Genomic DNA, 21,178 nt, shown 5'->3' with positions numbered 1-21,178 from the left:
CTCACACCTGCTCGGCGACAGCTGCTCGGGCGCGGGCCGCCTGCTGGTGGCGATACAGCGTCGCCCGCGACCAGCCGACGAGTCGGGCGGCGTCTTCGGCGGTGCGGCCCTTCGCGCGCGCATCGGCGGCGATGTCGAGCTTCTCTGCGACCACGGCCGGGTCGACCGGAGGTCGGCCGAAGCGGGTACCGTTCTGCTTCGCCGCGGCGATCCCGGCATTGACACGTTCGGTGATCAGCTCGCGCTCATACTCGGCCAACGTGGCGAGCATGCCCATCATCATCCGGCCCGACGTCGTCTCCGGGTCGATTCCGTCCGAGACCGATCTAATCTTCACGCCTTGCCCGCGTAGCAGCGTGACCGTGTTCAGGACATCGATGAGGGACCGGCCGAGCCGGTCGATACGCCAGACCACCACGGTGTCACCGTCCTGGGCGTAGTCGAGCAGCCGCTTCATCCCCGGTCGCTCGATCGCGGTCCGGCTACCCGAGGTCACATCCGAGAACACGTCCCGCTTCTGCACCCCGGCATCCACCAGCGCATCGACTTGCAGCTGCGCATCCTGAGTTGCCGTACTCACGCGGGTGTATCCCAGCTGCCTCATACCCCCAGCATGGTGCAGAAAGTCCTGGAAGTCACCACCCTGAGGCGCTTTTCGTCGAGACGACTTAGCGAGACACTCCCGGGTGCCCATTCACGCAGGGAGTGAACCTGAGGCCAACCGCGCGCTGAACGTCTAATCAACCTATAGCTTTACGAGGCGACACTGTAAGTTCAGCTCATACTGTATAGTTCAGTAAATGCTGACTATTGCCTCTCGTGTTGACGTGATGAACCGGTTGGGCCGGGCGATGGCCGACCCCACCCGGTCGCGGATCCTGATGACCTTGCTGGAACGGCCGGCCTACCCGGCCGAACTGGCGCGGGACTTGGGGCTGACCCGGTCGAACGTGTCGAACCACCTGGCGTGCTTGCGGGACTGCGGGATCGCGGTCGCCGTGGCCGAGGGCCGCCAGACCCGGTACGAGATCGCCGATGCACACCTGGCGCGGGCGCTGACCGCTCTGGTCGAGGTCACCCTCGCGGTGGATGAGAGTGCCCCGTGCCTGGACCCGGCCTGCCCCGTGCCCAGCTGCTGCGAGACGGGAGTGGGCGCTTGATCCTGTCCTCAATTTTCCAGGCGATCGGCCTGTTCCTGGTTACCAACATCGACGACATCATCGTGCTCTCTCTGTTCTTCGGCCGTGGCGCGGGGCAGCGCGGGACCACCGCCCGGATTCTGGTCGGCCAGTACCTCGGGTTCGTCGGCATCCTGGCTGCGGCCGTGCTCGTGTCGCTGGGCGCGGGGGCGTTCTTGCCCCCGGGAGTCATCCCCTATTTTGGGCTCATCCCGCTGGGTCTGGGGCTTTGGGCAGCCTGGCAGGGGTGGCGCGGGGGCGAAGACGATGATGACGACGCCAAGATCGAGGGCAAGAACGTCGCCGCCTGGACCGTGGCCGGGGTGACCTTCGCCAACGGCGGGGACAACATCGGGGTCTACGTCCCGGTCTTCCTCAGCGTCGGCCCGGGGGCTGTGGCTGCCTACTGCATCGTGTTCCTGGCCCTGGTCGCGGTGCTGGTGGGCCTGGCCAAGTTCGTCGCCACCCGCCGACCGATCGCCGAGGTCCTGGAGCGCTGGGAACACATCCTGTTCCCCATCGTGCTGATCGGCCTGGGTTTCTTCATCCTGGTCAGCGGCGGGGCCTTCGGTTTCTAACCACGCTTCCTGATCGGCAGCCTCCACCACAAAGAGATCTCCGGCCATTGTCGATGCCAACGTCCTGGCGATCGTTGCTGGCCCCAGCTTGCGGAAAGTGTCGTTCCTGGATGGACGGCCCTTGCCGCCACGTATCTCAGCAAGAATGCCGCCACATACCTGCAACAGTCACACCCCTCGACCCGCACGGGCAGAGTCCGCGAAGGAGCAAGCGCAGGAGTACTTCACGCAGGCTGTGGCCGGGCGCGAATCGCTGATCGGCAAGCTCAATGCGGCCAACCACAGGATGCTCGAGGGCCAGGCAGAGCTGGTGGACGGAACCGCTCGGTTCATCGGCCCGCGGAAGGTCGCGGTGGACACGGCCGACGGCGAGCTGATCATCACCGCGGAGACGGTCGTGCTGGGCACCGGTGCCGTGCCCGCGCGCCCGGACATCCCCGGCATCGATCTGCCTCGGGTCTACGACTCGACGTCCATCCAGCACGCGGATCCCCTGCCGCAGCGCCTGGCGATCATCGGCGGCGGGTTCATCGGACTGGAGTTCGCCCAGATGTTCCAGCACTTCGGCTCCCAGGTCACCGTGCTGGATTCCGGCGAGCCTTTCCTGCGCCGCGCCGGGCCTGTCGTGGCGGAGTCGGTCCACCAGGTGCTCACGAAGTCGGGCGTCGTCGTGCGGCAGAGCGCCCGAGTACAACAGATCCGGCAGGACGGCGAGGCCCTCGTGCTGGAGCTGGCCGACGGCCTGGTCCAGGCCGATGCCGTGCTGGTGGCTGCAGGCCGCACCCCGGCCACCGCCGACCTGAACCTGGAGGCAGCCGGCATCGAGACCGACGACCGGAGCTTCGTGGCGGTCGATGATCAGCTGCGCACGAGCGCGGAGGGCGTGTACGCGGTGGGCGACGTCAACGGCGGCCCGCAGTTCACCTACATCTCCCTGGACGACCACCGCATCGTCTGGGATCAGCTCATCGGCTCCGGGCAGCGCAGCCGCGCCGACCGCGTGGCCGTGCCGAGCACGACGTTCCTCACTCCCCCGCTGTCCCAGGTGGGCATGGGCCCGGAGGAAGCCGTGCGTGCAGGGCACTCGGTTCTCTACGCGGCCAAGGACGTGGCCTCGATTGCGGCCATGCCGCGGCCCAAGATCGTGGGCGAGACCGACGGCGTCATCACCTTCACCGTCGACGCGCAGACCCGGCAGGTGCTGGGCGCCTCGCTGTTCTGCATCGATTCCCAGGAGCTGATCAATCTGGTGGCCCTGGCCCTCCGGGTCCAGGTCACCGCGGACGAGCTGATGAACGGCATCTGGACCCACCCCTCCAGCACGGAGGCGCTGAACGAGGTGCTCGGCGAGCTGCAGCCGTATTCGGGCGAGAGCGCCTCAGACAGCGGCAGCCCGGTCGGCGCACCGGCGACCCCGGAAGATCAGTCAGCCGCCAGGAGCTCCTCCACGGCCTCCAGCGCCTCCGTCGACTCCAGGTGCGGGCAGTGGCGCTGTCCCTCCAGGATCCGCAGCTGGGCACTCGGAATGAGCTCGGCGAGGCGCCGGGCGCTGTCAGGAGGTGTCACCTGGTCGTCGGCTCCGTGCAGCACCAACGTGGGCGGCTGAATCCGGGGCAGGTCGCCCCAGGCGTCGTGGCCGCGGCTGGCCTGGAAGTGCCTTCGGCGTGCGGTGAGATCGGCGTCGCGGGCGAAGAACTGCTCGACGACATCTGGATGCTGGGCTGCGAAGCCGTCGGTGAAGAACAGCGGCGTCATGGTCCTGCGGTCACCGGAGGCCAGGGCGGCGTCGATCCCCGGTCCGCGCGGGCCGTCCCGACGGTCGCCTCCGGTGGTGCTGGCCAGGACCAGCCGACGCACGCGCTCGGGCGCATCGATCGCCAGCCACTGACCGATGCGCCCGCCCATCGAATGGCCGTAGACATCCGCGCGCTCCAGACCGGCATCCGTCATCACGGCGAGCGCGTCCTGGGCCAGCGCCCGTGTGCTGAGCCCGTCCGGCTCCCCCAGCGTGCTGCGCCCCACGCCGCGATGATCGAAGACCACGACCCGCCGTCTACGCGCCAGCTGCGGCAGCACATGCAGCCAGCTGAGGTGGGTGGTGGCCTGACCCGCGATCAGCAGCAGACCGGGGCCCTCGCCATACGACGCCCACTGCAGCCGCGCGCCGTCTGCGGTCTCCACGGTCCCGACCCGTTTGTCCTCCTGCCGCGGCTCCTCGCTCATGGCAGACCACCGTACTCCGGCGGGGCCTAGAGCCAAGACCGTCCTCTGAGAGGAACGCCTCAGCTGCCCGGATGCAGCGATGCGCCGCTGTCCGCCCCCTGAGATCCCCCGGGCTTCTCCGCTGCGGCCATCTCCATGGCGGATCTGCCGCGCATCGGGCGCTGGTCCCGTGAGCACGTCCCCGCGCACCGGCGGGATCGGGGGCGTGTCCAGGCGGACGTCGCCGACCGCCATCTGCACCCCGGCCCGGGAGCGATCGCAGGTCGACGCCAAGGGGGACTCTTCGGCCGTGCCTCAGGCACCGAAGGCCTTCAGATGCGTCCCCTCGGCGCCCTCCTGCCCCTGACCCGATGATCCAGAGCGACATCATCAGGGCAACGACGAAGGGCCACACCACCCGGTGCGGCCCTTCGTGTTCCTTCGGTGGAGCTGAGGGGACTCGAACCCCTGACCCTCTGCATGCCATGCAGATGCGCTACCAGCTGCGCCACAGCCCCTTGCCGTTTCCGACCCGGAAACTCTACCACGTTCTCGGACTGAATCCCTCATCGAGAGTTCCTGCCCGTTCCCGCTGGGTTCGTCTCCCGTTCGGCAACGCGTTAAATAGTAGAGGACGCTCGGCGGCCGCGCAAATCGGCCGCCGCTCCCCTGCCGGATCAGCCTGCCGACGGCTCCGCCGCGGCCTCGGCCAGGCCCAGGTCGATGGCGGGAGCATCGCCCCACAGGCGCTCGAGCGCGTAGAACGCCCGCTCCTCGTCGTGCTGGACGTGCACGACGACGTCGCCGAAGTCGAGCAGCACCCAGCGGCCCTCGGCGCGGCCTTCGCGGCGGATGGGCTTCAGATCGTGCTTGTCCTGCAGCTCCTCCTCGATCGCATCGACGATCGAGGCCACCTGGCGCTCATTGGGAGCCGAGGCGATCAGGAACGAATCGACGATGGCCAGCGCCTCGCTCACGTCGATGGCCACGATGTTCTCGGCCTTCTTGTCATCGGCGGCGCGCGCCGCCGTGCGGAGGTACTCCAGGGAGGTCTCGGGAATGGTCATGCAGTGCTTCCTCTCGATCGCCGTCGGCGATGGATTCTCGTGTGTGTCTGGTTCAGAGGATGAAGAAGATGATCAGGACCGCGAGCAGCACCAGGACCAGGATCGCCGCGATCGTCAGGACGGGCGTGCGCCAGTCCGACGGCGTGCGGTAGTCCTTGGGATCCATCAGCTGCAGGCCCTGGGCATTGACGGCGCGCACGGGCTCCGACGGCGCCTGCTCGGTTTCGGCGGCGGCATCGGGCTGCGCCGCGGATGCCTGCGTCGAGGTCTCCTCGGTCTCTTCCGCTTCCGCGTCCTGCGCGGACTCCAGGGAGGACACGTGCTCCTCGCCCGGCTCGGCGGAGTCGCTCGGCTGAGCAGTCTCCGACGACTCCTCGAGGTCATCGCGCGCCGGCTCATCGGCGGGCTCAGATGCCGGCACGACCGGAACGGGCTCGCTCCACGGCGTCGCCTGGATCACGGGGTCGCTCGGAGCCTCATCAGAGCCCCGGTCCGGCTGCTCGACCTGCTCCGCGACCTCTTCGGGCGCCTCCTCGAGAGAGGACGTCCCGGGCTGGGTCTCGTGGGCCTCCTGCTCGTCGAGAGAGGCCAGGTACTCGTCCGTGATGGGCCGGATGCTCTGCGTCTGGGCGATCGCCTCGTCGGCGAGCTGGCGGTCCTCCTCGGAGGAGATCGCGGCGCGGGAGGCGAGCTCGGCCATGCGCCGCTGCTTCTGCGCCAGCACGGGATCCACGTGCGAAGGATCATCCGCACCGGAGCGCTCGATCTCCTGCTGGTGCTCGGCCATCTGCTCGCGCAGCAGCGCCAGACGACGCGGACCCAGGGGGCGGCTCGGGCCCGCGGCGATGTCACCGCCCAGGTCGATGATCGGCGCCGGCGGGTTCAGGCCCTGCTGATCAGGGTCGGTGGGATCCGGGATGGTGACGTCGTCCGGTGCGGCGTCGCTGTCCTGTGCGAACCGGCCGTCGCTCATCGGTGCCTCGAATCTGCTCGCCCGCATCTGCGGGCGGCTGGAAGAAGGTGTGGGGCTTCAGGGTGTGCCGAGGGTGTCGGCCGGCCAGTGCTGGTCCTCCCCGGGGCGGTAGAGACCGTACTTGCCGATGTACTGGACCACGCCGTCCGGCACCAGATACCAGACGGGCTGACCGCTGCGCACCCTCGCGCGGCAGTCCGTGGACGAGATCGCCATGGCGGGGACCTCCAGCAGGACGACATCGCCGGCGCCCTCGGGGACGCTGAGCTCATGGCCGGGCCTCGTGACGCCGACGAAGTGCGCCAGCTCCCAGATGTCTTCCGCGCCGTGCCAGGAGAGGATCTCGCTGAGGACGTCCGCGCCGGTGATGAAGAACAGGTCCGAATCCGGACGCAGCTCATGCAGATCCCGCAGGGTGTCCACGGTGTACGTGGGCCCGTGGCGATCGATGTCCACGCGCGAGACGCTGAAGCGAGGGTTGGCCGCCGTGGCGACCACGGTCATCAGATAGCGGTGCTCGGCGCCCGAGACCTCGGAGCCGGACTTCTGCCAGGGCTGGCCGGTGGGGACGAAGACGACCTCATCCAGGTCGAACACCGAGGCGACCTCCGAGGCGGCGACCAGGTGCCCGTGGTGGATGGGGTCGAACGTGCCGCCCATGACACCGAGGCGTGTGCGCCCGGGACGCCGCGTCGGCACCTGGATCCCCTGCGGGGCCCGAGCGCGCGCTGGGTCCTGCGCCTTGCGCTCGGCGACGATGCTCAGCTCGGAGGTCTCCGACACGGGGTGCCCGGGGTGTCCTGCTGTGCTCAGTGCCCGCGCTTGGCCGAGTAGCTGGCCAGCATGGCGGCCTCGTCGGCCGGCAGCTGTGCCGGGTCCACGTGGTGGTCGGTCTCGTCCGGCGACTGGCTGCGAGGGCCGAAGGTCAGGGTGGTGATCAGCAGCAGCATGAACACGATGAAGGCCACGATGCCGAACCACGGCCCATCCACCGGCAGCTCGTTGACGATGTGGTGGCCGCCCTCGGCAGCCTGGATCAGCACTGAGGTCTGCTGCATGGTCTTCCCTTCTGTCTCCCCGCACGCGCGCGGGGCTCCTGGTCACCCACCATGGTAGCGGTCCAGGAGCCCCGTTCGCGGCTTCGGCTCAGCTTGCGCCCAGCCAGCCTCCGGCCCGCGCGGGCCGTCTGCCGGTGTCAGGGACGGATGTGGCCGTCGCCCTGCACGATCCACTTGGTCGTGGTCAGCTCCTCGAGGCCCATGGGTCCGCGGGCGTGCATCTTCTGCGTGGAGATCCCGATCTCCGCCCCCAGGCCCAGCTGACCGCCGTCGGTGAAGCGCGTGGAGGCGTTGACCATCACGGCTGCGGCGTCGATCGAGGCGATGAACTTCTCGGAAGCGGCCAGATCGTTCGTCACGATCGCCTCGGTGTGGCGGGTCGTGTACTTCTCGATGTGCTCGAGCGCCTCGTCCAGGGAGTCCACGACCTTCACGGCCATGTGCATGTCGAGGTACTCGGTCTCCCAGTCCTCCTCCGTGGCCGCCGGCTGATCCGCCCCGGACGGCAGCAGCTGCGCGGCGCGCTCGTCGACGTGCAGCGTCACACCCGCCTTGATCAGCGCCTCGAGCACTGCGGCACCGGCGGTCGAGTCCTTGTGCAGCAGCAGCGTCTCGGCGGAGTTGCACGTGGAGGTGCGGTGCGTCTTGGCGTTCACGGCGACCTCGACGGCCATCTTCTCGGAGGCCGAGGCATCGATGAAGACGTGCACGTTGCCCTCGCCGGTCTCGATGACCGGCACCGTGGCGTTCTGCACGACCGACTGGATCAGCCCGTGTCCCCCGCGAGGGATCAGCACATCGACCTTGCCGCGCGCCGACATCAGCGCCGTGGCTCCGTCGCGGCCGTAGTCGTCGACGGTCTGCACGATGTCCACGGGCAGCCGCTTGTCCGCCAGGGCATCGCGGATCAGCCCGACGAGCACGCGGTTGGACTCGGCGGCAGCGGAGCCGCCGCGCAGCAGGACGGCATTGCCCGACTTCAGGGCGATGCCGGCGATATCGACCGTCACGTTGGGACGGGCCTCGTAGATCGCGCCGACGACGCCCATGGGCACGCGCACCTGGCGCATGCGCAGGCCGTTGGCCAGAGTCTCGCCGCGCACCATGGTGCCCACGGGATCCGGCAGCGCGGCCAGCTCACGCAGCGAGTCCGCCAGCCCCTTGATGCGGTCCTCGTCCAGCTCCAGGCGGTCCAGCAGGGCCGAGGAGGTCCCGTTCTCCCGGCCGCGGTCGATGTCGCGCTGGTTGGCCTCGATGATGCGCCCGGAGGACTTCTCGATGGCCTCTGCGATGTGCACCAGCGCGGCGTCCTTGCGCGAGCGGGTGGCCGTGGCCAGGGTGCGGGCTGCGACCTTGGCGTCATCGGCCATGAGGCCGACGGCCACCTGAGGGTCCTCGCCGAAGGTCTCGTGGGTCAGTCGGACCGAGGCATCGGTCGAGGCGGTGTCGTTCGTGGTGTTCTCGCTCATCAGGGTGTGCTCCTCCTCCGCCGTCGCGGCGGGGTCGTGATTCATCCTGCTTCGGTGGTCTTCGTGCTCAGCACAGCACAGCGGCCCGGCGCGTTGTTCCGCACCCGAGCACGACGAGCGATCACTCGCTCCTGCGCTTGCGGGGCTTGTCCGCGGCGTCGGAGGTGCTGCGCTTGCGTGAGGCGGACCTCGCGCCGGCGCCGTCCTTGGCCTTCACCTTGGGCATGGAGTGGGTCCTGGCACGGCGGCGCACTTTGGTCTTGGCCGAGCGCGGGCGGATGGTCACGAGGTTGTCCACGTGGACCAGCTCGCGCTCGAAATGGGATCCCAGGTCCTCGCCGATCTCCCGGGTGGTGCGCCCGAGCATGTCCGGAATGTCCTCGGAGTCGTAGTTGGACAGCCCGTGGGCGACCTCCTCGCCCTCGGAGTTCACCAGCGAGACCGGCTCGCCGGCTGCGAAGCGGCCGCGGACCTCGGTCACGCCGGCCGGCAGCAGCGACTTGCGCTTGCCGATGGCCTTCACGGCGCCGTCGTCGAGCACGAGCGAGCCCTTGATGTCGGCCAGGTGCGCCAACCACAGCAGGCGGGTGTTGCGGCGCCCGCCCGTGGGCAGGAACCACGTGCCGACGTCCTCGCCGGCCAGGGCGCGCTCGATGTTCGCCGTGGAGGTCACCAGCGCCGGCACGCCGCCGGCCGCGGCGATGCGGGCCGCCTGGACCTTGGTCACCATGCCGCCGGAGCCCACGCCCGCGCGGCCCACGGTGCCGATCTCGACGCCCTCGAGGTCCTTGAGCGGGTCCTCGACGACCGAGATGCGCTCACCGCCCTCATCGGGGTGCTTGGTGTACAGCGCGTCCACATCCGAGAGCAGCAGCAGGACGTCTGCCTTGACCAGGTTGGCCGTCAGCGCGGCGATGCGGTCGTTGTCGCCGAACTTGATCTCCTGGGTGGCCACAGCGTCGTTCTCATTGATGATCGGCAGCACGCCCAGGTCCAGCAGCCGCTCGATCTGGCGGTGCGTGTTCTGGTAGTGATGCCGCTTCATGAGGTCCTCGGCCGTGACCAGGACCTGGCCCACCTGGACGTCGTAGCGGGCCAGCGAGTCGATGTAGCGCCCGATCAGCAGACCCTGTCCCACCGAGGCGGCTGCCTGCTGAGCGGCCAGCTCCTTGGGGCGCTTGTCGAAGCCCAGCGGCGACAGACCGGCCGAGATCGCGCCGGAGGAGACGTAGACGATCTCCTTGCCGCGCTTCTTCTGCTGGCCCAGCGCCGCGACGATGCGCTGGATCGCGGCCTCGTCGATCGAGTTCTGGATGCTGGTCAGCGACGACGAGCCGACCTTCACGACGATCCGCTGAGCCCTGGGGATCTGCGACGGGCTGGTGATCGGCGAGACCCGGTTCTTGCCCCGGTTCTCCGAGCTGATCTGCTCGACGGACTTCTCCGCCTCGCCGCCCATGCGGTCGATGTCGTTCTTGTGCAAGACCTTCGCCATGCTTGTCCGTGTCCTTCCTGCGCCCTGTGCTCAGGGCAGATCTGAAGAGGTCAGTGGATCGTGCGTGTCGCGTGGGTGATGCTGTCGTGCTGCGCTGCGGCAGAGCCGCGCTCAGTCCTCGGTCGTGTCCCGGCCCTGGCTGTCGCCCTGCTGCCGGGCTCGGCGCTTCTCATCGACGGATTCGGTCCACACGCCGGCCAGGCGCTCGGATTCGAGCTCGTCGCGCGCGGCGGTCTTGGCGTCCATCCGATCGTAGAACTCCCGGCGCTTCTGCTCGCGCGTGGGACGGCTCGTGGTGTCCTGCAGTCGCGGGTCCGTGCCGCGCGGTGCCGCGAGCAGCTCCGCGCCGCCGACCATGGTGGGCTCCCAGTCGAAGACCACGCCGTCCTCCTCGGGTCCGATCAGCACGGCGTCTCCGGGTCGGGCCTTCTGGCGGAACAGCTCGTCCTCGATGCCGAGCTTGGCGAAGCGGTCGGCCAGGTAGCCCACCGCCTCCTCGTTGTTGAAGTCGGTCTGCAGAACCCACTTCTCCGGCTTCTCGCCGCGCACATGCCACAGCGGCTCGAGGCCGCGCTCCTCGCGCGTGATGGTGAAGTCGGGGACCCCGACCTTCCCGCCGCGACGGGTGCGCAGCGGCTCAGGCCGCAGCACGGCCGGTGCGGTCTCCTCCGGGGCCTCGGCCTCACGGCCCTGCTCGACGAGCTCGCCCATGGCGTAGCCCAGCAGGCTCATCCCCTCGTGCGAGGCCGTGGAGACCTCGAAGACGCGATAGCCGCGCTCCTCCAGCTCCGGGCGCACGAACTCGGCCAGCTCGCGGGCATCGGGGACGTCGATCTTGTTGAGCACCACCAGACGAGGGCGCTCCAGCAGCGGGATCGAGCGGCCGCCGTCGAGCTTGCCGTCGATCGCGTAGGCGGCCAGCTCGGCCTCCAGCGCCTCCAGATCGGAGATGGGGTCGCGGTTGGGCTCGAGCGTGGCGCAGTCGATGACGTGCACCAGCGCGGCGCAGCGCTCCACATGGCGCAGGAATTCCAGGCCCAGGCCCTTTCCCTCGGAGGCGCCGGGGATCAGGCCGGGGACGTCGGCGACGGTGTAGCGGTACTGCCCGGCCTCGACCACGCCGAGGTTGGGCACCAGCGTGGTGAACGGGTAGTCGGCGATCTTGGGCCGCGCCTTGGACATGGCAGCGATCAGAGAGGACTTGCCGGCCGACGGGTAGCCCACCAGCGCGATGTCCGCCAGGGACTTGACCTCGAGCACGATGTCCCGGGCGTCACCGGGAAGGCCCAGCAGAGCGAAGCCCGGGGCCTTGCGCTTGGGAGAGGCCAGCGCCGCGTTGCCGAGCCCGCCCTGACCGCCGGCGGCGGCCACGAACTCGGAGCCGATGCCGACCAGGTCCGCCAGGACCTCGCCGTCGCGGTCCTTCACGACGGTGCCGTCCGGGACCGAGAGGATCAGGTCCTCGCCCTTGAACCCGTTGCGGTCATCTCCCATGCCCGGCCCGCCGTTGGGTGCGGAGCGGTGCGGGGAGCGGTGGTACGGCAGCAGCGTGGTGGACTGGCCGTCGACCCGCAGGATCACGGAGCCGCCGTCGCCGCCATGGCCTCCATCCGGTCCGCCCAGCGGCTTGAACTTCTCGCGCCTGACGGACACGCAGCCGTGGCCGCCGTTGCCGCCCGCTGCGTGGAGCACCACTCGGTCGACGAACTCGGCCATGGTCTCCCCTCCTTGTCCGGCGTCCTGCGCCGGCAGCTGATCGGCGCCGGGAAGCGCCGCGATGTGCGTTCCGCCAGGCGGTCAGCCTGCGGGGTCCTGAGACAGAAGAGAGGGTGGGCGCACGTGGCACCCACCCTCTGCATCCTGCCGGTGAGCGTGACGCGGGTCCTCCCCGCGTCGAGTGACCGCTGCAGCACCCCGTTCAGGGTGCCGCAGCGGTCACCGGGTCACTCAGCCGCTGCGAGGACGTTGACGACCTTGCGGCCGCGCTTGGTCCCGAAGGCCACCTCGCCGGTGGCCAGGGCGAACAGGGTGTCGTCCTTGCCGCGGCCCACGTTCTCACCGGGGTGGAAGTGGGTGCCGCGCTGACGCACGATGATCGAGCCGGCGTTGACGGACTCGCCGCCGAAGCGCTTGACGCCCAGGTACTGGGCGTTGGAGTCGCGGCCGTTGCGGGTGGAGCTTGCGCCCTTCTTATGTGCCATGGCTGCTGCCTGCTTTCGCTAGTCGGTCCGGTTCGAGCCGCGGAAGGCTCGGGCGGACCCATGGAGTGTGGAGAGGGTGACCGGGTGGGGTCAGGCCTTGATGTCGGTGACCTTCACGGTGGTCAGCTCCGAACGGTGACCCTGGCGCTTCTTGTAGCCGGTCTTGTTCTTGTACTTCATGATGCGGATCTTGGGGCCGCGGAGGTTCTCGACGACCTCGGCCGTGACCTTGACGCCCGAGAGCTTCTCGGCCTCGGAGGTCACCTTGTCGCCGTCGACGAGCAGAAGCGCGGGGAGCTCGAAGGTGCTGCCGGCCTCACCGGCGACACGGTCGAGGGTCACGAGGTCGCCGACGGCAACCTTCTCCTGGCGGCCGCCTGCGCGGACAATCGCGTAAACCACGGGGAACTCACTTCTCTCGAGTAGAAATCACTGTCTGGGGGCGCAGACGCTCCTGCCTGACTGACGACGCCGAGATCACCGTAGCGTCGGCCTGCCAGTGGGATGGAGACAGTACGGCCGACGCGGCTTCTCAGCGGTCAGGAGCTGCACCCGGGTGTGCCTTCCGAAGTCCCGCGCTCACGACATGGACGGTGTCGCAAGGGGTCATGCGGCATGACACTGAGCAGGGAGACTACTCCATCGTCACCGCCGCGGACAAGGACATTCGGCCCCCGCGAGTCGTCGTGCGGATCACGTCCCGAGAAGCCCGCGCAGGGCCGGGCCCAGGTGGTGCCCGTGGTGCACCGGGCCGTTGCCCTGCCCCACCTCGAGCTCCTCGGCATGGGCGAGCGCCCCGCGCAGCCAGACCCGCGCCGCGCCGATCGCCTGGGGCAGGTTCCCCGACCGCGCGGCCAGCACGGCGATCGCGGACGAGAGCGAGCAGCCCGTGCCGTGGGTGCAGCTCGTGTCGATCCGCGCTGCGTCCCACCGCGCCATCGGCTCCGCCTGCCCGGGCGCGACCATCGCATCAGGGGTTCGCTCCCCCGGCAGGTGCCCGCCCTTGACGAGCACGGCCACGCCGAGCTGATCTGCAAGGCGCCGTCCCTGCTCGAGGGCCTCGGGCCAGTCCTGCGCCGGCGCCCGGTCCAGCAGGGAGGCGAGCTCCGTGAGGTTCGGCGTCACCAGGTCGGCGGAGCCCAGCAACTCCAGGACGGCGCCGAGCGCCTCGGACTCCAGCAGCGTCCCACCGGCGGTGGCGACCATGACGGGATCGATGACGCACAGCGGCGGCTTCTTCTCCTGCAGCCACTGCCCCACGACCTCGACCGCACCGGCGCTGCCCAGCATGCCGATCTTCACGGCATCCACGACGACGTCGTCGGAGACGGCCAGCAGCTGATCTCTCAGCACCTCCGGCGGCGGCGTGTGGATCGAGCGCACACCGCAGGTGTTCTGCGCGATGACAGCGGTGACCGCACCCATGCCGTAGCCGCCCAGGACGCTGATGGTCTTCAGATCCGCATGCAGACCGGCGCCGCCGGTCGGATCGGTGCCGGCGATCGACAGGACGCGCGGGACGGCGCGCGTGCTGGTCGTGCTCCAGGTCGTCGAGCTCATCGCTGCATCTCCCGCCGGTAGGTCTGCGCCGCCAGGCGCGGATCGGGGGCCGCGCAGATCCCGGAGACCACGGCCACGCCGTCGGCCCCGGCGGCCATCAGCCCCGCGACGTCCTCCGGCCGGATCCCGCCGATGGCCACAGCAGGCAGGGGGCTCAGAGCTCGCGCCCGGGCGAAGCCGTCGATGCCCAGCGGCTGCGGGGCGTCGGGCTTGGTCTCCGTGGCCCGCACCGCCCCGATGCCCAGGTAGTCCACCGTGCCCGCGGGCAGTGCCGCGGCAGCTGCGATCTCGTCCTGCGAGGCCGCAGAGAGCCCGATGATCGCCTCCGGTCCGCACAGGCGCCGGGCGTCCTCCGGGGGCAGATCCGACTGGCCGATGTGGACGCCGTCGCAGACGATCCCCCGGGCGCGTGCGGCCAGGTGGGTCTCCACGCGATCGTCGACGACCACCGGGGCCTTCCCGTCCACGGCGGACACGACGGCCTCGAGCAGTTCGAGCAGCTCGCGCCCGGAGGCGTCCTTTGCTCGGACCTGGATCATGCTCGCCCCGCCCTCGACAGCCAATCGCGCGACCTCGGGGACGCTGCGAGGCCGGCTGAGCTGGGGGTCGGTGACGTGGTAGAGCGACAGTGCGGCGGGGTCGAATCGGCGGCTCATCGCCCGACCTCCTCGGCCTGGTCCGCTCCGGCGGCGATATCGTCCGCGGCACTCGAGGCATCGTCCGTCTCGACACGGCAGCGCTCGGTGACATCCTCGGGGCGCAGCCCGTGCAGGGAGTCGAGCAGGTGCACGGCGAAGGACCCCGGACCCTGGCAGCGATCGGCGGCGTCCTCGGCCGCCAGCCCCCAGACCAGGCTCCCGGCCGCAGCGGCCTCGGCGGGGTCCTGCGCGACGGCGGCGAAGGCCGCGATCACGGAGCCCAGGGCGCATCCTCCGCCCACCACCTGGGTCAGCAGCTCGTGCCCGTGCGGCACGCTCAGCGTCGCCGAGGAGGAGACGATCAGATCGACGGGCCCGGAGATGGCCACGGCATCGGCGCTGCCGGTCGATACGAGCTGCCGGGCGGCCTGAACGGCGGCCTCCGGGGCATCGGTCGTGTCGACGCCGCGGCCCCCGGCCCCTCCGGTGAGAGCCAGGACCTCCGAGGGGTTGCCGCGGATCACCGCCGGACGGGACTCCAGCAGCTCGGCGGCAAGGGCAGTGCGGATCGGCAGCGAGCCGATCGCCACCGGGTCCAGCACCCAGGGGCGGCCTGAGGCCTGCCGCGCGGCAGCGGCCTCGCGCATGGCGCCGCGCTGCTCGGGATCCGGGGTGCCCAGGTTGATCAGCATGCCGTCGGCGACCTCGGCGAACGGCCCTGCCTCCCCCTGGATGTCCGTCATGGCCGGAGCAGCGCCGAGGGCCAGCAGGGCGTTGGCGGTGAAGTTGGAGACCACCGTATTGGTCAGGCACTGCACCAGGGGGCGAGTGCTGCGCAGCTGCTCGAGCAGCCGGGCCATCCGCTCCGAGACGGGCTGGTGGGCGGACTGCGATGGACTCTGGGTGTGACTGTGCATCAAGGCGACAATCCCTCCGCTAGTGCGAACTAGTTCAGGTTCGACGGGTGTTCTCTCAGCCGCCTGCTCGGGCGGCACCCCGTGTCGTGCCTGCTCAGTCTACGCATGATTCGGCTGTTCTGTTGGGAGACGACGACGGCCGCCTCCCCGCTCGGGGAGGCGGCCGTCATGCACGCGGCTCAGCGGGGCCGGCTGCTCGCCGGTGCGGCCCTGCGCTCAGGCGCGCCCGTGACCGTCCTGCGGCGAGGACTGCTCCGCGCCCGTCTGAGGAGCGGCCTCGGGCGCGCTGGCGCGCCGCGAGCGGCGCGGGCGGCGACGCGGTCCGGCGGCACCGGGCTCGCGCTCGCCCATGGTGCTGGCCAGCGACTCGAGCTGCGAGCCGGTCGAGCCGCCGGCGCCCAGCGCCTCGGCGGCGCTGTGGCCCTGCGGCAGCTCGATGACCTCGCCGTTGATCGTCACCTGCGAGGCTCCGTCGGTCTGGGCGACCACCGAGGCGGTGCCTGCGGTCACGGTCGCCGCGGCGGCCGGAGCCGCGGGAGCCGACTGCGGGACCTCGGGCGTGCCCGCCGGGGCGGCGGCACGGCGCGAGCGACGGGCCCGCTGGCGCACCGGAGCCGCCTGCTCCGCGTCCGCGCCGCGCACCGTCGCCGTGCCCTGGGCGACCGGAGCCGACGGTGCGGCCGGGGCCTCGACCGTCTCCGGTGCGGCCTGCGCGGCCGCCGCAGTGCGGCTGCTGCGCCGCTTCTGCTGCGCGGCGGCCGCCTGCTCACCCTGCGAAGCTCCCTGGGCAGCCTCCTGCGACTCGGTGCGCGCCGTGCGCGTGCGCCGCTCACGACGGCCCTCGGAGTCAAGGGCCGAGTCCAGGCGCGAGCTCGTGCGCTTCGGCTCCGACGCCGCAGCGGACGCGGATTCGTCGGTCTGCTCGTGGTCGGGGCCCGAATGCTCCGCCGCGTCCTGTGCTGCAGCACGGGGCTCGGAGGCCTCACCGGAGGCGGCGCGGATGCGGGCCTCGATCAGCGAACGGGTCTCGTCCTCGGATCGAGCCCCGCTCGGGGCCTCGGAGCGGCCTCGGGCGCCCCGACCGGCCGAACGACCGCCGCGCCGGCGGGGCTCCTGCGCACGGGACGTCGACTCGCCGCGGCCCTGCTCGGCCTCAGCAGCCGTGGACTCGTCCTGAGCGCTGCGCTCGCGCTCGGTGCGCTCGGCGGCCTCCTGCGAGGACTGCTGCTGCCCTGCCTGGCCCTGAGCCTCCTGCTCCGGCGAGCCCTGGGCGTCCTGGCCGCGGCCGCGCGAGCGCTTGCCGCGGCGCTTGCGACGGCGCTTGCCGCTCTCGCGGGACTCCTGGTCGTCCTGCGAGCGCTGGGCCTGGGAGTCGTCGTGCCCGGCGGGCTCGCTCGCCGTCGCCGGCTCCGGGGCTCCGCCTGCTGCGGCGGAGGAATCAGTGTCGTGGCCGCTGGCCGAGGCGATCGCGGCCAGTGCGCTGCGAGTGGCCTGGGCGCGCCTGGCCTGCTCCGGGTCCTCGGCACGCGGGCGCTGCTCGTCCTGCCCGCCCGGCAGACGACGGCTGCGCTTGCGGTCGTTGCGGCCCTGGCGGTTGTCCGAGGACCCCGAGCTGCGGCCCTTGAGCGGGTGGTCGTGGACGATCACTCCGCGGCCGTCGCAGCCCTCGCAGTCCTCCGAGAAGACCTCGAGCAGTCCGGTGCCCATGCGCTTGCGGGTCATCTGGACCAGCCCCAGCGAGGTGACCTCGGCGACCTGGTGCTTGGTGCGGTCGCGGCCCAGGCACTCGACCAGGCGGCGCAGCACGAGATCGCGGTTGGCCTCGAGCACCATGTCGATGAAGTCGATGACCACGATGCCGCCGATATCGCGCAGGCGCAGCTGCCGCACGATCTCCTCGGCCGCCTCGAGGTTGTTCTTGGTGACGGTCTCCTCGAGGTTGCCGCCGGAGCCGGTGAACTTGCCGGTGTTGACGTCGACCACGGTCATGGCCTCGGTGCGGTCGATCACCAGCGAGCCGCCCGAGGGCAGCATGACCTTGCGCTCGAGCGCCTTGAAGATCTGATCGTCCACCCGATAGTGGGCGAAGAGATCCTCGTCGCCCTCCCAGCGGTGGACGCGCTCCAGCAGGTCCGGGGCCACGTAGGTCACGTAGGCCTCGATGCCGTCCCAGGCCTCCTGGCCCTGGACGTGCATGGCCGTGAAGTCCTCGTTGAAGACATCGCGCACGGTCTTGATGGTCAGATCCGGCTCGGAGTAGAGCAGCTCGGGAGCCAGGGTCTTGCCCTGGGAAGCCTTCTCCTGGATCTGCTCCCACTGGGTGCGCAGGCGGTTGATGTCGTTGGTGAGCTCCTCCTCGGAGGCCCCCTCGGCGGCGGTGCGGACGATCACGCCGGCGCCCTCCGGGAGGTGGTCCTTGAGGATCTTCTTCAGGCGCTGGCGCTCCACGTCCGGCAGCTTGCGGGAGATGCCGGTCATCGACCCGCCCGGCACGAACACGAGGTAGCGCCCCGGCAGGGAGACCTGGCTGGTCAGCCGAGCGCCCTTGTGCCCGACCGGATCCTTGGTGGCCTGCACGAGCACGGGGTCACCGGGCTTGAGCGCATTCTCGATGCGCTTGGCCGCACCACCCAGGTTCGCCTTGTCCCAGTCGACCTCGCCGGCGTAGAGCACGGCGTTGCGGCCGCGGCCGATGTCCACGAAGGCGGCCTCCATGGACGGCAGCACGTTCTGGACCTTGCCCAGGTAGACGCTGCCGATCAGCGAGTCCTGCTGCGTGTGCGAGACGAAGTGCTCGGCCAGGATGCCGTCCTCGAGCACGCCGATCTGGATGCGGTCGTTCTTCTGCCGCACCACCATGGTGCGCTCGACCGACTCCCGGCGCGCCAGGAACTCCGCCTCGGTGATCCCCTGGCGTCGGCGCCCGGTCTGACGGGACTCGCGACGACGCTGCTTCTTGGCCTCCAGGCGCGTGGAGCCCTTCACGGACTGCACAGTGGTGGGCGCCGAGCCGTCGACCACGCGCGCGGTGCGGATGCGGGTCACGGTCTGCTCGGGATCGCCGTCCTCCCCGCCGGTCAGCTCCAGGTCTTCCGAGCCGCGGCGCCGACGCCGACGCCGACGGCTGGTGACCCCCGCGCCGGGCTCCGGGTCCTCGTACTCGGCCTCTTCGGCCTGCTCCTCCGCCTGGACCTCGCGCAGGCGGGCCTCCTCGCGTTCGCGCTCGGCGCGCTCTCGCGCTGCCGCGACGTCCTCCGGAGCAGGGGCGTGGAAGAGCAGCGACGTGGCAGTGGCGGCGCCGAAGGCCGCGAACGGATCCGCAGCCGGCTGCTCGTCCTGCTGCTGCGTCTCGTGCTCCTTCTCCTGCTGCTGCGCCGCCGGCTCCTGGACGGGCTCTCGTGCTGAACTGTGCTCGGAAGCCTCAGCCTCGTCCTGGCCGTCCTGCTCGCCGCCGGGCAGCGGCGTGGTGCGCAGGATCGTGGAGGTTGCCTGCTCCTGCGGCTGCTCCGCCGACTCGAGCGCCTCGAAGGCGGTCTGCGCCGGGTCGGACTGCTCGGCGGCGTGGCCCTCGGCCTCGACGTGCTCGGCCTCGGCCTGCTCGGACGCTGCCGGTTCGGCTTCAGCCTGCTCGGTCGCCGGCTGCTCGGCCTCGGCCTCGGCCTGCTCGGTCGCCGGCTGCTCTGCCGTCGTCTGCTCGGTCGGCTCCGCCTCCGGTGCGCTCTGTGCCCCGGGCTGTGCCTGCTCTGATGCCATGTGCGCTGTGCTCCTGCGGGTACCGGCCGTCCGCACCCGGTGGTCCCCCGGTCGTGAGCGCCGTGCGTGGCCCCGTGGGGTCGCGCGGCTGCTGCAAGAAGTCGTGTGTGTGCGCTGCGCGGGGGCGCTGTTCGCCGGGCGCGCAGGCCGTCACGGATCCGAGTCGCCGGGGCCGATCCTGTAGGACCGTGCTCGCGGCCGATCTTGTCCGGGCGGCGGACGCGCTCGATCCTTCCGAGAGCTGCGGCCACGCCGACCGGGTCGGAGCCGTCGACGGACCCTCCATCGGGTGCGACCGACGGAGGACCGCCCTCATTCTGACACAGCGCACCTGCGCAATGAGGCACATCACGTCCGATCGCGGGGTGACGGCCGCGACCCTCAGCACCGGTGGGTGCCGTCGTAGGATCGGGAGTGTGAATACCCGAGACACCCTGGCCTCCTCCACCGAAGAGCTGGACCGCGCCCACGCCTCCGCGCACAGCTTCGAGCCGACCTCCCCCCGCCCCGCGGGCGAGACCAGCTGGGCGATCCTGGCGCTGATCACCGCGGCCGCCGGGCTGTACGCCTCGATCTCGCTGGTCGGAGAGAAGCTGCAGATCCTGGAGAACCCGCTGCACACCACGGCCTGCGATCTCAATGCGGTGCTCTCGTGCGGCACCGTGATCCGCAGCGACCAGGCGGCGGTCTTCGGCTTCCCGAATCCGCTGATCGGGCTGATCGCCTACGCGGTGGTGATCGTGATCGCAGTCGCCGTGCTGGCCGGAGCCCGCTTCCGCCGCTGGTTCTGGTGGGGCCTGATCGCAGGCCTGGTGCTGGGAGAGGTCTTCCTGATCTGGCTGTGGTTCCAGGCCACTTTCGAGATCAACGCCCTGTGCCTGTACTGCATGCTCGTGTGGCTCGTGCACCCGTTCCTGCTGATGTCCACGATCGGACGCGGCGTGCGCACCGGGGCGCTGCCGGGCTCGGCGGCCGCCCGCTCCAGCGCGGGCCTGTGGAGCATCGGCGCGGCCGTGCTGATCGTGGTGGTCGTCTTCGGCGCCGTGCTGGTCCGCTTCTCCGGCACCATGTTCGCCTGATCCCCCGCCCCCGTGCCAGGGGGCCTGGACACAGAACGAACGCCCCGGAAGAGGACTTCCGGGGCGTTCGCGCTGTCATTCCCCCGCATCTGCGCGAGTCCGGGAAGGACCCAGCGGCGATCGGGAGGGACTCACAGCCTAGGGGCGTGCCCCAGGCTCCGCAATCCGCTCAGGCGACTGCCCGGTGATCAGCGCGGAGGCATGCGCAGGGCGCCGTCCATGCGCACCGTCTCCCCGTTGAGGTAGTCGTGCTCGGCGAGCATGGTCACCAGACGGGCGTACTCGTGGGGACGGGCCAGGCGCGCCGGGAACGGCACGGTGGCCTCCAGCCCGGCGCGGAAGTCGGGGTCGATCCCGGCCATCATGGGCGTCTCGACGATGCCCGGGGCGATCGTGCACACGCGGATGCCCTTCGAGGCCAGATCGCGCGCCGCCGAGATCGTCAGCGCATGGACGCCGCCCTTCGAGGCCGCGTAGGCAGCCTGCCCGATCTGGCCCTCGAAGGCCGCGACCGAGGCGGTGGAGACGATCAGGCCGCGCTGGCCGTCGTCGTCGACCGGCTCGAGCTCGGCCATGGCCGCCGCTGCCGCCGTCATGACGCTGAACGTGCCGATCAGGTTGATCTCCACGACCTTCTGGAACAGCCCGATGTCGTGGGGGCCCTTCTTGCTGAGGATGCGCTGGCCCGGGGCGATGCCCGCACAGTTCACAGCCAGGCGCAGCGGGCCGGCAGCGGCGGCCTCGGCCACGGCGGCCTGCACGGCCTCGGGATCGGTGACGTCGGCGGCGATCAGGTGCACGCCGTCCTGGGCCTCGGCCTTGTCGATCGAGGGCTGCAGGTCCACTCCGCAGACGGTTGCTCCCTGGGCGACGAGCTCGGCGGCGGTGGCCGCTCCGAGTCCGGAGGCCGCTCCGGTGACGAGGGCGACGGTGTCCTTCAGCTGCATGGTCTCTCCTTGGGGGTTCTCGTTCGGGTTCTGCTCCGGCGCGCCGAGGCGCGGGACCGGGGG

Annotated in this window: 19 protein-coding genes, 1 tRNA gene, 1 pseudogene and 1 riboswitch; of the genes and pseudogenes, 4 read left to right on the top strand and 17 right to left on the bottom strand. The window is 70.6% G+C overall.

The window, feature by feature from the left end:
- Position 1 precedes the first annotated feature (1 nt).
- The gene (locus M3E84_RS07365) at positions 2–604 is read right to left on the bottom strand and encodes a recombinase family protein (protein ID WP_064847476.1); all 603 of its coding nucleotides are present in this window, start codon (positions 602–604) and stop codon (positions 2–4) included.
- Between the two features lie 196 nt (positions 605–800).
- Between M3E84_RS07365 and M3E84_RS07360 the strand changes: the two genes are divergently transcribed.
- The 3 genes from M3E84_RS07360 to M3E84_RS07350 all read left to right on the top strand — a co-directional run bounded on the left by M3E84_RS07360 (position 801) and on the right by M3E84_RS07350 (position 3,362).
- Positions 801–1,160, top strand: coding sequence for a helix-turn-helix transcriptional regulator (locus tag M3E84_RS07360; protein WP_259895561.1), 360 nt, complete (start codon positions 801–803; stop codon positions 1,158–1,160).
- Positions 1,157–1,756 (top strand): cadmium resistance transporter, encoded by a 600-nt coding sequence (locus M3E84_RS07355; RefSeq protein WP_259895560.1) that lies wholly within the window; start codon positions 1,157–1,159, stop codon positions 1,754–1,756. The genes M3E84_RS07360 and M3E84_RS07355 overlap by 4 nt, the downstream gene beginning before the upstream one ends.
- A gap of 145 nt (positions 1,757–1,901) precedes the next feature.
- A complete protein-coding gene (locus M3E84_RS07350; RefSeq protein ID WP_259895559.1) occupies positions 1,902–3,362 on the top strand; it encodes an NAD(P)/FAD-dependent oxidoreductase in 1,461 nt (486 codons plus the stop codon).
- Here the strand turns inward: M3E84_RS07350 and M3E84_RS07345 are convergent.
- From M3E84_RS07345 to M3E84_RS07275, 15 genes and pseudogenes are all read right to left on the bottom strand, one after another.
- Positions 3,269–3,979 (bottom strand): annotated as a pseudogene (locus M3E84_RS07345) (alpha/beta fold hydrolase); the annotation flags it as partial. The gene M3E84_RS07350 and the pseudogene M3E84_RS07345 overlap by 94 nt on opposite strands.
- A gap of 424 nt (positions 3,980–4,403) precedes the next feature.
- A tRNA-Ala gene (locus M3E84_RS07340) sits at positions 4,404–4,476 on the bottom strand.
- 159 nt (positions 4,477–4,635) lie between these two features.
- Positions 4,636–5,025 carry a ribosome silencing factor gene (gene rsfS, locus M3E84_RS07335; protein WP_259895558.1) on the bottom strand — a complete coding sequence of 130 codons (390 nt, stop codon included), beginning with the start codon at positions 5,023–5,025 and terminating at the stop codon, positions 4,636–4,638.
- Positions 5,026–5,077: 52 nt separating this feature from the next.
- Positions 5,078–5,998 carry a hypothetical protein gene (locus tag M3E84_RS07330; protein ID WP_259895557.1) on the bottom strand — a complete coding sequence of 307 codons (921 nt, stop codon included), beginning with the start codon at positions 5,996–5,998 and terminating at the stop codon, positions 5,078–5,080.
- Positions 5,999–6,055: 57 nt separating this feature from the next.
- On the bottom strand, positions 6,056–6,703 hold the full coding sequence (gene nadD / locus M3E84_RS07325; RefSeq protein ID WP_259895571.1) for a nicotinate-nucleotide adenylyltransferase: 648 nt from the start codon (positions 6,701–6,703) through the stop codon (positions 6,056–6,058).
- A gap of 104 nt (positions 6,704–6,807) precedes the next feature.
- A complete protein-coding gene (locus tag M3E84_RS07320) occupies positions 6,808–7,056 on the bottom strand; it encodes a hypothetical protein (protein ID WP_053447268.1) in 249 nt (82 codons plus the stop codon).
- Between the two features lie 137 nt (positions 7,057–7,193).
- Entirely contained in the window at positions 7,194–8,525 is a 1,332-nt protein-coding gene (locus M3E84_RS07315; RefSeq protein WP_396415583.1) for a glutamate-5-semialdehyde dehydrogenase, read from the bottom strand.
- Between the two features lie 121 nt (positions 8,526–8,646).
- Positions 8,647–10,020: a glutamate 5-kinase gene (proB, locus tag M3E84_RS07310; RefSeq protein WP_259895556.1), complete on the bottom strand. Its 1,374-nt coding sequence runs from the start codon at positions 10,018–10,020 to the stop codon at positions 8,647–8,649.
- A gap of 111 nt (positions 10,021–10,131) precedes the next feature.
- Complete coding sequence (gene obgE / locus M3E84_RS07305) at positions 10,132–11,736, bottom strand: GTPase ObgE (RefSeq protein ID WP_259895555.1); 1,605 nt, start codon at positions 11,734–11,736, stop codon at positions 10,132–10,134.
- A 227-nt stretch (positions 11,737–11,963) separates the two neighbouring features.
- Entirely contained in the window at positions 11,964–12,221 is a 258-nt protein-coding gene (gene rpmA / locus M3E84_RS07300; protein WP_137802549.1) for a 50S ribosomal protein L27, read from the bottom strand.
- 90 nt (positions 12,222–12,311) lie between these two features.
- A complete protein-coding gene (gene rplU, locus M3E84_RS07295; RefSeq protein WP_137802548.1) occupies positions 12,312–12,623 on the bottom strand; it encodes a 50S ribosomal protein L21 in 312 nt (103 codons plus the stop codon).
- A gap of 291 nt (positions 12,624–12,914) precedes the next feature.
- Positions 12,915–13,781, bottom strand: coding sequence for a bifunctional hydroxymethylpyrimidine kinase/phosphomethylpyrimidine kinase (gene thiD, locus M3E84_RS07290; RefSeq protein WP_259895554.1), 867 nt, complete (start codon positions 13,779–13,781; stop codon positions 12,915–12,917).
- Positions 13,778–14,437 carry a thiamine phosphate synthase gene (gene thiE / locus M3E84_RS07285; RefSeq protein WP_259895553.1) on the bottom strand — a complete coding sequence of 220 codons (660 nt, stop codon included), beginning with the start codon at positions 14,435–14,437 and terminating at the stop codon, positions 13,778–13,780. Before thiE ends, thiD begins: the two co-directional genes overlap by 4 nt.
- The gene (gene thiM, locus M3E84_RS07280) at positions 14,434–15,336 is read right to left on the bottom strand and encodes a hydroxyethylthiazole kinase (protein WP_259895552.1); all 903 of its coding nucleotides are present in this window, start codon (positions 15,334–15,336) and stop codon (positions 14,434–14,436) included. The genes thiE and thiM overlap by 4 nt, the downstream gene beginning before the upstream one ends.
- A riboswitch (TPP riboswitch) is annotated at positions 15,330–15,428 on the bottom strand. It overlaps the preceding gene by 7 nt.
- 124 nt (positions 15,429–15,552) lie before the next feature.
- Positions 15,553–19,089, bottom strand: a complete 3,537-nt coding sequence (locus M3E84_RS07275; protein ID WP_259895551.1) for an Rne/Rng family ribonuclease — start codon at positions 19,087–19,089, stop codon at positions 15,553–15,555.
- Between the two features lie 416 nt (positions 19,090–19,505).
- Here M3E84_RS07275 and M3E84_RS07270 point away from each other — a divergent pair, with 416 nt between their 5' ends.
- Positions 19,506–20,168 (top strand): vitamin K epoxide reductase family protein, encoded by a 663-nt coding sequence (locus M3E84_RS07270; RefSeq protein WP_259895550.1) that lies wholly within the window; start codon positions 19,506–19,508, stop codon positions 20,166–20,168.
- Between the two features lie 188 nt (positions 20,169–20,356).
- Here the strand turns inward: M3E84_RS07270 and M3E84_RS07265 are convergent, their stop codons facing one another.
- Positions 20,357–21,115, bottom strand: coding sequence for an SDR family NAD(P)-dependent oxidoreductase (locus M3E84_RS07265; protein ID WP_259895549.1), 759 nt, complete (start codon positions 21,113–21,115; stop codon positions 20,357–20,359).
- Between the last annotated feature and the right edge of the window lie 63 nt (positions 21,116–21,178).

Origin of the sequence: Kocuria sp. p3-SID1428 (genome assembly GCF_025149945.1) — a bacterium.
Lineage (GTDB): Bacteria > Actinomycetota > Actinomycetes > Actinomycetales > Micrococcaceae > Kocuria.
Note: the sequence above shows the minus strand (reverse complement) of the source record. Positions and strands in the feature narration are given on the sequence as shown.